Raw genomic sequence first — 11,616 nt, 5'->3', positions numbered from 1 at the left:
TCCCGTGGTGTAGCGGTTAACATGCCTGCCTGTCACGCAGGAGATCGCCGGTTCGATCCCGGTCGGGACCGCCATTTTTTAAGGCTTTGTAGCTCAGTTGGTAGAGCAATGGACTGAAAATCCATGTGTCGGCGGTTCGATTCCGTCCAAAGCCATCTTTGTTGTTTCATGGCGATTGTGGCGAAGTGGTTAACGCACCGGATTGTGGTTCCGGCATTCGTGGGTTCGATTCCCATCAGTCGCCCCATTTAGAGTATGCGGGTGTAGTTTAGTGGTAAAACCTCAGCCTTCCAAGCTGATGTCGTGAGTTCGATTCTCATCACCCGCTCCATTATATTTGGGCCTATAGCTCAGCTGGTTAGAGCGCACGCCTGATAAGCGTGAGGTCGGTGGTTCGAGTCCACTTAGGCCCACCATATATATTTGTTCCACAGTAGCTCAGTGGTAGAGCTATCGGCTGTTAACCGATCGGTCGTAGGTTCGAGTCCTACCTGTGGAGCCATTTTTACGGGGAAGTACTCAAGTGGCTGAAGAGGCGCCCCTGCTAAGGGTGTAGGTCGTGTAAGCGGCGCGAGGGTTCAAATCCCTCCTTCTCCGCCAGTTATTAGGCCCGTTGGTCAAGTGGTTAAGACACCGCCCTTTCACGGCGGTAACACGGGTTCGAATCCCGTACGGGTCATCAAAAACAGTTTTCAAATCATATTGATTTGAAAACTGTTTTTTTATTCTTATAACTTCATACACAAGTAATTAACCATAAAACATTATCGAGAAAGACAAGTATTTCCGTCAGCTTAATTTGAACTGAAAATGTGGATTATGTGCGCTATAGCAGAAAGCTGCATTAAAAATAATGACCGTTAATATAGAATTTAAAGTTTAAATTTCTCCACCAAATAAATGAGATATAAATACAACAAACAATACCCCTAACGGAATAGAGATTAATGATACATATTTGATTAATCCCTTTTCTTTTTTAAAGTAAGCAATCATTCCGAATATTACACCTATCAAATAAATAGCAAAACCGATTGGAATGGCAATCATAGACCATTGTCCGAAAGTAATATTGAAAGGTGGAAAAATCATATACGCGATAAAAATTCCACTAATGCTTAGTATAAGTGAGTACTTACTATAGTTCATCTCTAACCTCACTGCATCGCCTCCATTTTACTAAATGTGATTTTAAGTTCGAATTCTGATATTATGATTTTATCATAGAATGCAAAAAATGGAATTAAGTTTCCATTATCGTTTCATTTAACTTCTCTCCGTTATGCTGATGTTGAATGATTTCACATTAACAGGAGCGTACGTGCTCAAAGCTGGCCGCGAACATTGTGAGATGAGAGCTTTTGACCAGTGCAGTACTCTATTTCTATTCCGCGGGATTTAAATTCCAGGTTTCTGTTAGACATCTAATACTTTTACTGCCATAGGATGCCTGTAGTTGGTCATATTAGCAAGAAACATACCCAATTAATTAAGACAGGCCAAAAACTTTGTTATCACAAACTGAATAGAATATATTTCATCAATGGTATATGACAAAAACCTAATTTCCACAAGCTATTTCTTCAGGTGGAAGTTAGGTTTTTTCTTTAAAATAACTTATAAATATTATGTAATTACATACTTGATATGCCGTTAATAAAAACACTAAACAACAGACTAATCATTGTTAAACCGGCAATTGGAATAGCGAAACTTTTATTGTGATGATATTCATAAGCAGCAGCGACTGCCCCGCCTATACATAATAACAACCATACAGGCAGAAAAAGCATATCTGCAAGATCCTCTCGTAATAAACCATAACCGCTGCTTAAAAAGAATATCCAATGCAAAATTAATAACCCTGACACCAATAAAGAGATTTTCCGTGGTGGTTTTTTCTCTTCATTTTTTCTTCGAATCATAATGTGGGCGATTATTGAGATCATTAAAATCCCAAATGTTATTGATAGAAATATAAGTGAGAAAGTGACCATTTCCACGACCTTTCTGAAATAAATGATATTGAGTAAATTATACGATTTTATTTATTGTTATTCAATAAAAATATATCATTTAGGGTTAAATGATTATATATTCACTCCATCAACTTTACTTAAATTACTCTAATAGGACAGCAATTTTAATTTCCTCAATAACTTACTTTTGCAGAAGCCGGTACATTCATTTAAGTAGCTATCTGCAAAATAAAAACCCTTTCCACATTACTGGAAAGGGTAGGAGCATCATTTATTCGTTATCAGGCAAAATCTTTCTGTGCTTGCCATCCATTTCGTTTGCTACATCTTCATCCTCAACATCTTCCTCATAAAGATCATCATAGCTTTCTTCACCGTTGGCCATATCTGAAGGGGTTTCAGATGTGCCGTATCTTGCAGCCTCATCAAAACTGTTTTCATAGTCCCTGATACCTTCATCTTCACCACGGTATGGGTGATCTGATGAAGGGCTGATAACAGACTCTTCACTTGGACGCTGGTTCGTGCTGCTATACTCTTCAGCATGTTCAACACAGGTCAAAGCAGTCGGCATTGCTTCAAGGCGTTCGAATGGAATATCCTCACCACCTACAGCACATAAACCATAAGTGCCTTCTTCCATCGCATTTAATGCGTCATTAATATCATCCAGCTCTTTTTGTGTATGCTCTTCAAGTGCCAGGTCTTTTTCACGTTCGAAAAGATCTGTTGCATTATCAGCCGGGTGATTATCGTAATTTGAGAGCTCTGTGTTCTCATAGTCCTCAGATTTTTCGTTTTGTTCGATAATCTGCTTTTTACGTGTATATAGTTCATCTTTTAATGTATTTTGCTGCTCTTTTGTAATCATATTGATTCATCCTTCCTTCTAATCTGCTGCATATTACAGTTTATCCTTCTGACAGGAATTAAAACCTTTTAACTTTCTGAGGTAAGGAATCAAAAATAAAAACCCCGCTATTGAATAGCGGAGTTTAAATTATGAAAAGTATCCAATTAAAAAGCCGATTGATAATAGAAAACCAAAGATTGTGTTCGTTTGAGCAGTAGCTTTCATTGCGGGCATCATTTGCATTGGTTTTGTTTTACCGATGAAGCCGGTTGTTGCTTTTACTGCTTTAGGTATACTGAGGAAGCTGATCAGCATCCATGGTGTGACTGTTCCTGTGATGACCAGGATCACGACAAATCCATATGCGGTTGCAAACATGGAAGCGAGAAAGTAGATGGCATATTTACGACCGAGAAGAATCGCAATTGTCTTTCTGCCATTTTCTTTGTCACCGTCCAGATCACGGATGTTATTCGCAAGTAAGATGGCACCTACTAAAATGGAGACGGGTATAGACACAAACATTGCGACTGCATTGATGATACCGGTCTGGATGTAGAACGAAATCAGAATGATGACAAAGCCCATAAAGAATCCTGCAGCAAGTTCTCCAAATGGTGTATAGGCAATCGGTACAGGGCCGCCTGTATAAAAGTATGCGGCTGCCATACAGATTAATCCGACGACAGCAATCCACCATGAGCTGTTTATACAAATGTAAATGCCAAGTAATAGTGCGATTCCAAATAAGCTGTAGGCAAGATTGATCACGGTTTTAGGCTTCACACCATTTCGAACGATGGCTCCGCCGATTCCGACAGAATTTTCATTATCAAGTCCTCGTACGTAATCAAAGTATTCATTAATCATATTCGCAGCTGCCTGGATCAGAATACTTGCAGTTAACATTGCCAAAAATAACAGCCAGTCCATTTCAGCATAGTTTAATGCAAGCACTGTACCAAGAAGAACGGGTACAAATGCAGCGGTCAGTGTGTGCGGGCGTGTCAGCTGCCACCAGATGCGCCAGCCCTGATCGCGTTCAGGTCTTTCACTCATAATATTCTCTCCCAACATTCTATATAAATTCACGTACAATGACGAATTATCCTATTCTATTATATCGTTTTTAAGCGTTATAAAAAAGAAACAGATTGTTTCGAAAAGCCTGTCAAAAGAATGTATGAAAACAGTTACAGAAAAAGCATTGAAAAATGACGATTCGTTGACAGTGCTGTCAAAAGAAGTGTATCTTAAAGAGAGCAAACCATGGACAAATGTGCGTTTTTTTGGAGGGAAGCACAGTGAGAATCCTACATCAATCACAGGGATTTACAACTTTTGAACAGGCATATGAGAGGGCAGAAAAGTCGAATCAGCCTGTATTATATAGTAAAACGATGGAAATCGAACCGATAGACCCTCTTCAGTTTTATGAAGCGGGTTATTCTATCTTTAATGGCAGACGGTCTTTCTGGCAGGATCCGAAATCTGAGCTGATTTTTGCCGGGGCAGGATCAGCGAAAACGTTTCATATGAAAGATCAGAACCGGTTTGACTCTTTAAGTGACCAATGGAAAACGTTCTTAAAAAATGCTGTCATTGAAAAAGGTGACGCTTGGACGGGCCCTGTTATTTTAGGCGGTTTTTCATTTGATCCGAAAAAGCCGAAGAGTGCTGAGTGGTCTTCATTTGAGCAGGGGTATTTTCAGCTGCCTGCCTTTATGCTGACAGTGGATCAGTATGGGAAAACGTATTTAACAATGAACGTAGAGTGTAAAAAAGGGGACCATGCAGTCAATGTATGGAACCAGATGCAGAAGCAGAAAACTGCACTTTTAAACAAATCTGACAGCAGTCTAAAGGACGTAAATGTTTTATCAATAAAGGAATTTGAGCCGGAGCAATGGAAGTCGTCACTTTCTTCAGTTGTGGACCGCATTAATCGGACTGAGCTTGAGAAGGTTGTGCTCGCGAGAAAGGTGAAGGTTTCTTTTAATGATAAGAAGAGGTCTGATTCTGTGCTTGAAAAACTCCGAGATGATCAGAGTGAGAGTTTTATATTCTCATTTGAGTCAGGAGAGAGCTGCTTTATTGGTGCGACACCTGAGCGTTTAATTAAAAAGTATCAGAATAAAGTACTGTCCACATGTCTTGCAGGATCGATCGCGCGTGGGAAGACGGTTGAAGAAGATCAGCAATTCGGGAATGAATTGCTTCATGATGAGAAAAACTTAGGAGAGCATGAAATTGTCGTACGGATGATCTCTAAGAGTCTTGAGGATTTATGCAGTGAGTTAACCGTGCCGGATCAGCCTGTTCTGATGAAGATGAGAGATATTCAGCATCTGTATACGCCGGTTGAGGGAATGACAGATAAAGCTTCAATTCTTGAATTCGTCAAGGAGCTTCATCCTACGCCGGCACTGGGCGGAACACCTACTGTTAAAGCAATGCAGATTATCCGCGAGGAAGAAGAGATGGACCGCGGCTTTTATGCGGCGCCTGTCGGTTGGCTGAATGCAGAGGGTGACGGTGAGTTTGCTGTTGCAATCCGTTCCGGTCTCTTATCAGGTGAACATGCTTATCTTTATGCGGGGTGCGGTGTTGTAAAAGATTCTGATGCGGAAAGTGAGTATCAGGAAACATTGATCAAGCTGCGTCCGATGGTAAGAGCAGTAGGAGGAACGATTTCATGAGTCACAAAGAAAACTTAACAGCGTATGTATCTTCATTTATAGAACAGCTTTATCAGAGCGGCGTCAAAAGAGCAGTGATCAGTCCCGGATCACGCTCTACGCCGCTTGCTTATTTGTTGAAGAATCATCCGGGTATCCAGACGCATGTGAATGTAGATGAACGTTCTGCCGCTTTTTATGCGCTGGGTATGGCCAAAGCTTCCCAGGAGCCGGTAGCGATTGTCTGTACGTCAGGTACGGCTGCAGCGAATTATTACCCAGCTGTCGTGGAAGCACGTTATGCGAGAGTACCGCTCATCGTCTTAACAGCTGACCGGCCTCATGAGCTCCGCGATAACGGGGCACCGCAGGCAATTGATCAGATCAATTTATTCGGTAAACATGCCAAATGGTTTTATGACATGCCGATTCCTGAATCTGAACCTGATATGCTGCTGTATACAGGAAGAATTGCTGCTAAAGCTGCCGCTAAGTCATCAGCTGCACCTAAAGGGCCGGTTCATCTCAATTTTCCTTTCAGAGAGCCGTTGTCTCCGGATCTATCATTTACACCGGACAGCAAACCACTTTCATCCGTTTATCTGGCTGAAAAACAGTTGAGTGAGCATCAATTATCCGATCTGATACAGCAGCTGCATCAGGCTGAGAAAGGGTTAATTATCGCGGGTCCTTCAGAAGACCAGACGGCTGCTGATGCAATCATTCATTTAGCCGAAGCGACAGGATTTCCTGTATTGGCAGATCCGTTAAGTGGATTACGTTCACTGATGGAGCATCACCCGTCAGTCATTGAATGCTATGATGCATTTTTACGGGATAATGAAGTGAAGCAGCTTTTACAGGCAGATCTGATCATCCGTTTTGGCGGAATGCCGGTTTCAAAAGCGTTGACACAGTATGTTAAAGGAAGTGCGTGCAGTCAGTGGCTGATTGATGAAGGGGCTGACTGGCGTGACCCGACCTCATCAGCAACACATTATATTGAAATGAATGACCAGCTTTTTGCTGAACAATTAGCGAAAGCTGACATAGAGAAAAGTGAACGTTCATGGCTTAACCGGTGGATCTCTTTAAATGAAAAAGCAGCGCATCAAATCCGTCAGTATACTGACCGTGAAACCGATGAAGGTGCGGCAGTGGGGACTTTATTGCGATCTCTGCCTGAAGGGGCTCATCTGCTGGTCGGTAACAGTATGCCGGTCCGTGATGTTGATACGTTCTGGATCCGCGGAATGAATCCGTTTCATGTCTGGGCAAACCGCGGTGCAAACGGAATTGATGGCGTCGTCTCAACAGCATTGGGTATTGCTTCTGTAAAAAGGGAGCCAGTGTATTTATTAATCGGTGATCTATCAATGTTCCATGATTTAAATGGACTGCTCGTGACAAAGCAGCATCCTAGCCAATTACAGATAGTCGTCATGAATAATAACGGTGGAGGAATCTTCTCATTTCTCCCGCAGGCTTCAGAACCGGAGCATTTTGAAACGTTATTTGGCACACCGCCATCGCTCGATTTCAGGCATGCCGCTGCACTATATGACATGAATTATGAGCGCTGTGAAACGAAAGAAGCGCTTCAGCAATCTCTATCTGGTGACAATCACAGTCTCAAACTGACAGAAGTGATAACGGATCGCGAAAAAAATACCGCCTCTCACCGCCTGCTCTGGGAAACAGTTGCAGGTGCAGTACGGGGGGAATAGAGATGATATGTCATGTGAAGGGTGGAGCCTATCATGTAAACATAACCGGCAGCGGTCTACCTGTTGTGCTACTGCACGGTTTTACAGGCAGCGCTGAAAGCTGGTCAAGATTTGCACATGCTCTAAAATATGACTATCAGGCGATTTCAATTGATCTGCCTGGACATGGTCAGACAATCGTCCGCGATGAGCAATCTTTTTCGATGGAGCATGTATGTGAGTCGATAAAAGAGATACTTGATCAGCTGGAAATCGGGCAGGCTGCTTTTATCGGTTATTCGATGGGCGGAAGAACGGCTTTAGCTTTTGCGAGTATATACCCGGACCGTGTCAGCAGTCTGGTTCTTGAGAGTGCTTCACCGGGATTGAAGACAGCTGAAGAGCGGCATCAGAGAAAGATCAGTGATGAAGAGCTTACTTCATTTATTGAAAAGGAAGGTGTGGAGCGGTTTACTGACAGGTGGGAGCAGTTACCGCTCTTCGACTCCCAGAAGCAGTTAAGCCTTCAAAAGCGTCAGGAAATCCGTTCAGGCAGGCTGAAAAATAGTGAAGAAGGCCTTGCAGCTAGCCTGCGTCATATGGGAACAGGCAGTCAGCCTTCATACTGGGAAAGCCTTCACACGCTTCATATGCCGGTTTTACTATTAACCGGGGAATGGGATCAGAAGTTTATCAATATTGCCACTGAAATGGAAAAATCACTTCCAAATGCCATTCATCAGAACATTTTGCAGTCCGGGCATGCAATACAGGTGGAACAGCCGGGAAAATTTGATACAATGGTAAGGGAGTTTTTATTAAAAACTCAACTACATATTAAGGAGGTTTCTTTCATGACTCGTGAATGGGTACAGGAACGAAACTATGAAGATATTTTATATGAAACGTACAATGGGATTGCAAAGATCTCTATCAACCGTCCGGAAGTGCGCAATGCTTTCCGTCCGAAAACAGTAATGGAACTGATCGATGCTTTTGCATACGCGCGTGACGATTCCAGTGTAGGCGTGATTGTGCTTGCCGGTGTCGGCGATAAAGCATTCTGTTCAGGTGGAGACCAGAGCGTCCGCGGACACGGCGGTTATGTAGGGGAAGATGAGATTCCGCGTCTGAATGTACTTGACCTTCAGCGTCTGATCCGTGTGATTCCAAAGCCGGTTATCGCGATGGTTTCAGGTTATGCAATTGGTGGCGGACACGTATTACACGTTGTATGTGACCTGACAATTGCTGCTGATAACGCAATCTTCGGACAGACGGGACCAAAAGTTGGTTCATTTGACGCAGGTTACGGTTCAGGCTACCTTGCACGTATTATCGGTCATAAGAAAGCACGTGAAATCTGGTTCCTTTGCCGTCAGTATGATGCAAAAGAAGCGCTTGATATGGGCTTAGTAAACACAGTCGTGCCACTTGATCAGCTTGAAGATGAGACGGTTAAATGGTGTGAGGAAATGCTTGAGAAGAGCCCGACTGCACTGCGCTTTGTAAAAGCAGCGATGAATGCAGATACTGACGGTCTTGCAGGTCTTCAGCAGTTTGCAGGAGACGCAACACTTCTTTACTATACAACGGATGAAGCAAAAGAAGGCCGCGATGCCTTTAAAGAGAAGCGTAAGCCTGACTTCGGCCAGTTCCCTCGTTTCCCTTAAATCGACATGTCTGCCCTGTGAGCTCCGGCCTGCAGGGCATTTTTATATGATAATAAACTCCGGCTGGGGATTGAAGCTCCAGGCGGAAGTTTTCCGCGGCCGGACGGTGGAGTCCCCGTCTTCCGCTCAATCCCCGGTAAATTTGGTACTAACTTATTCAGCAATCATGAATATAAAGAAAGGAGAACGAATATGAAAAGCTGGCTTGAGAAAAGAGCTTTACTATCGCCTGATCAGATTGGACTTTATGCCGGTAAAAGCGCATGGACGTTCCGTGAGATGAATGAAGAAGCGACTGAATTGGCTGAGAAAATCTCGCCTCATATTCAGAATCAGTCACCTGTTGCGCTGCTTATTACAAATCAGCCTCAATCTGTTTTTCTAATCCATGCACTCCAGAAAATCCGTGTGCCGGTGTTAATGCTGAATAACCGTTTGTCCCAGAAAGAGTGGCAGTATCAGCTGAAAGACAGTCAGGCACAGCTTGTGATTTATCAAGATCAGTTTGTAATAAACACAGATAGAGCAATTTCAATTGATGAGCTGAAAACAGGTGAGTGCTGGCCATATGTGCCATTTGAAGAAGAGGATGTCTGCTCGGTGATGTATACATCAGGTACCACAGGCAATCCAAAAGGTGTGATGCAGACCTATGATAATCATTTCTCAAGTGCTTCAGGATCGGCTTTTAATATTGGTCACCGACCTGATGACATCTGGATGTGTGCGGTTCCTCTGTTTCATATCAGCGGTTATTCAATCCTGATGAGAAGTGTGATATACGGAATAGGCGTCAGACTATATGAAAAGTTTGATGAACGCAGCATTCACGCAGATCTTGTAAATGGGAAGGGCTCTATCATATCTGTTGTTACAACCATGCTCGAGCGGCTGCTTGATGTTAAAAATGAGCGCTACCATTCTTTTTTCAGATGTATGATTCTTGGCGGGGGACCGGCACCTTTACATATGGTTGAACGCTGTCACGATGAGCACATACCGGTGTTTCAGTCTTACGGCATGACAGAAACTGCTTCTCAGTTCACAACCCTTTCGCCGGCTGATGCCACACGTAAAACAGGCGCATCAGGAAAACCGCTTTTCCCTGGAGAAATTAAAATTACTGATGAGCAGGGAGAAGGTTGCGATGATTATGTCATTGGAGAAATTCTTGTCAAAGGACCTTCAGTGACAAAAGGATATCTGAACAATCCATCAGCGACTCAGGAAGCTTTTTCAGAGGGATGGCTTAAAACGGGAGATGTGGGCTACCTGGATGAAGAAGGGTTTCTTTTTGTCGCTGACCGCCGTTCAGACCTGATTATTTCAGGCGGTGAAAATGTTTATCCGGCTGAAGTTGAGTCCGTTCTTTCCGGGCACCCGGCTGTAAAAGAAGCAGGGGTTGTCGGGAAAAAAGATGACAGGTGGGGGGAAGTGCCTGCTGCTTTTATCGTCCTCATTGAAGAAGTTGAGAAAGAGACTCTGCACAACTTTGTCAGTAAGCGGCTGGCAGGATATAAAGTCCCGAAAATGTACCGCTTTGTCAATGAACTGCCGAGAAATGCAGCAGGGAAGCTTGTCAGAAGAAAGCTGAAAGAGGAGATCAATCATGAATCTGTCTAGCGCAGTCATCAGCAGAATCAGCATGACGTTAAAAACACCTTTTCATACAAGTCTTGGAACAGTGACGGAACGAGAAGGGCTGGTGCTTGAATTATATGACACTGACGGAAAATGCGGTCTGGGTGAGGGTGTTGCCTTTTCATCACCCTGGTATACAGAAGAAACGGTAGCATCCAGCCTGGAGATGATTCAACATCACCTGTTGCCGCTTTTATTTCAGGAGCCGCTCGGGCACCCTGAAGACCTTCAGAAAAGATTCTCATCTGTCCGGGGCAATCCGATGGCAAAAGCTGCAGTAGATATGGCTGTCTGGGATTTGTACGCGAAGCAGAAGGGAGTGTCTTTATCTGAGTGTCTCGGGGGATCACGAACGCATGCGCTGGCTGGTGTTGCGATTGGTTCTAAAGACATTGATGATTTGCTTGATCAGGCTGAGCAGGCTCAGGAGCAGGGATACCAGCGGATCAAAGTCAAAATCCGTCCAGGCTATGATCTCGTCCCGCTTAAGGCGTTGCGTGAACAATTTCCTCTGATTCAGATTCTTGCGGATGCGAATTCAGCTTACAGCGGATATACAGAAGACCTTCTGGCACTTGATGATCTTGGTCTGCAAATGATTGAGCAGCCTTTTGCAGTGGATGACCTGGCTGAGCATGCGGCTGTCCAGCTTCAGATGAAGACACCGATCTGTCTTGATGAAAGCATCAATTCCTACCGGGCAGCAGTAAACGCAATTACATTTAAAAGCTGCAGGGTGATTAACCTGAAAATCGGACGGGTTGGCGGTATCACAGCGGCGAAAAAGATACATGATCTATGTATGGAAAATGATATTCAAATCTGGTGCGGTGGGATGCTTGAATTCGGCATCTCAAGAGCACACAATGCAGCAATCTCCATGCTGCCCGGCTTTACCATACCAGGTGATCTGTCAGCCTCCAGCAGATATTGGACAGAGGATATTACAACACCTGAACTGATTGTGAATAAAGGCCTGGTTGAGCCTTTTCAGGGCAATGGAATTGGTGTGGAATTGAATAGAAGGCGGCTTGATGAAGTTACGCTTGAGCGGTTTGAATATCCCGAGTGAATGTTAACGATAAA

General features: G+C 43.7%; 9 protein-coding genes, 7 tRNA genes and 1 pseudogene. 13 read left to right on the top strand and 4 right to left on the bottom strand.

Annotated elements, in window-relative coordinates; translation table 11 throughout:
* Positions 1–82 precede the first annotated feature (82 nt).
* The 7 genes from UFB30_RS10010 to UFB30_RS09980 all read left to right on the top strand — a co-directional run bounded on the left by UFB30_RS10010 (position 83) and on the right by UFB30_RS09980 (position 679).
* Positions 83–155: transfer RNA gene (locus tag UFB30_RS10010), tRNA-Phe, on the top strand.
* 16 nt (positions 156–171) lie between these two features.
* Positions 172–247, top strand: a tRNA-His gene (locus UFB30_RS10005).
* 10 nt (positions 248–257) lie between these two features.
* Positions 258–331 (top strand) — tRNA-Gly (locus UFB30_RS10000).
* Positions 332–339: 8 nt separating this feature from the next.
* Positions 340–416, top strand: a tRNA-Ile gene (locus UFB30_RS09995).
* Between the two features lie 11 nt (positions 417–427).
* A tRNA-Asn gene (locus UFB30_RS09990) sits at positions 428–502 on the top strand.
* A 7-nt stretch (positions 503–509) separates the two neighbouring features.
* Positions 510–600, top strand: a tRNA-Ser gene (locus UFB30_RS09985).
* A 7-nt stretch (positions 601–607) separates the two neighbouring features.
* Positions 608–679, top strand: a tRNA-Glu gene (locus UFB30_RS09980).
* A 200-nt stretch (positions 680–879) separates the two neighbouring features.
* Here the strand turns inward: UFB30_RS09980 and UFB30_RS09975 are convergent.
* The 4 genes from UFB30_RS09975 to UFB30_RS09960 form a co-directional block, all read right to left on the bottom strand.
* Positions 880–1,161 carry a hypothetical protein gene (locus tag UFB30_RS09975; protein ID WP_322421516.1) on the bottom strand — a complete coding sequence of 94 codons (282 nt, stop codon included), beginning with the start codon at positions 1,159–1,161 and terminating at the stop codon, positions 880–882.
* 473 nt (positions 1,162–1,634) lie between these two features.
* Positions 1,635–1,997, bottom strand: a complete 363-nt coding sequence (locus tag UFB30_RS09970; RefSeq protein ID WP_322421515.1) for a hypothetical protein — start codon at positions 1,995–1,997, stop codon at positions 1,635–1,637.
* Between the two features lie 253 nt (positions 1,998–2,250).
* Complete coding sequence (locus UFB30_RS09965; protein WP_322421514.1) at positions 2,251–2,850, bottom strand: TraR/DksA C4-type zinc finger protein; 600 nt, start codon at positions 2,848–2,850, stop codon at positions 2,251–2,253.
* Between the two features lie 129 nt (positions 2,851–2,979).
* Complete coding sequence (locus UFB30_RS09960) at positions 2,980–3,891, bottom strand: 1,4-dihydroxy-2-naphthoate polyprenyltransferase (protein WP_322421513.1); 912 nt, start codon at positions 3,889–3,891, stop codon at positions 2,980–2,982.
* Between the two features lie 245 nt (positions 3,892–4,136).
* Between UFB30_RS09960 and UFB30_RS09955 the strand changes: the two genes are divergently transcribed.
* From UFB30_RS09955 to menC, 6 genes and pseudogenes are all read left to right on the top strand, one after another.
* A complete protein-coding gene (locus UFB30_RS09955) occupies positions 4,137–5,531 on the top strand; it encodes an isochorismate synthase (protein ID WP_322421512.1) in 1,395 nt (464 codons plus the stop codon).
* Positions 5,528–7,237, top strand: a complete 1,710-nt coding sequence (gene menD, locus UFB30_RS09950; RefSeq protein WP_322421511.1) for a 2-succinyl-5-enolpyruvyl-6-hydroxy-3-cyclohexene-1-carboxylic-acid synthase — start codon at positions 5,528–5,530, stop codon at positions 7,235–7,237. Before UFB30_RS09955 ends, menD begins: the two co-directional genes overlap by 4 nt.
* A gap of 2 nt (positions 7,238–7,239) precedes the next feature.
* A pseudogene (menH, locus tag UFB30_RS09945) lies at positions 7,240–8,022 on the top strand (2-succinyl-6-hydroxy-2,4-cyclohexadiene-1-carboxylate synthase); the annotation flags it as partial.
* 48 nt (positions 8,023–8,070) lie between these two features.
* On the top strand, positions 8,071–8,889 hold the full coding sequence (menB, locus tag UFB30_RS09940; RefSeq protein ID WP_322421552.1) for a 1,4-dihydroxy-2-naphthoyl-CoA synthase: 819 nt from the start codon (positions 8,071–8,073) through the stop codon (positions 8,887–8,889).
* 192 nt (positions 8,890–9,081) lie between these two features.
* Positions 9,082–10,512, top strand: coding sequence for an o-succinylbenzoate--CoA ligase (locus UFB30_RS09935; protein ID WP_322421510.1), 1,431 nt, complete (start codon positions 9,082–9,084; stop codon positions 10,510–10,512).
* Positions 10,499–11,602 (top strand): o-succinylbenzoate synthase, encoded by a 1,104-nt coding sequence (gene menC, locus UFB30_RS09930; RefSeq protein WP_322421509.1) that lies wholly within the window; start codon positions 10,499–10,501, stop codon positions 11,600–11,602. The genes UFB30_RS09935 and menC overlap by 14 nt, the downstream gene beginning before the upstream one ends.
* The last annotated feature ends 14 nt before the right edge of the window (positions 11,603–11,616 follow it).

The organism is Jeotgalibacillus haloalkalitolerans (assembly GCF_034427455.1).
Taxonomy (GTDB): domain Bacteria; phylum Bacillota; class Bacilli; order Bacillales; family Jeotgalibacillaceae; genus Jeotgalibacillus; species Jeotgalibacillus haloalkalitolerans.
The sequence above is the reverse complement of the archived record's forward strand: the minus strand, read 5'-3'. Positions and strand labels throughout refer to the sequence as shown.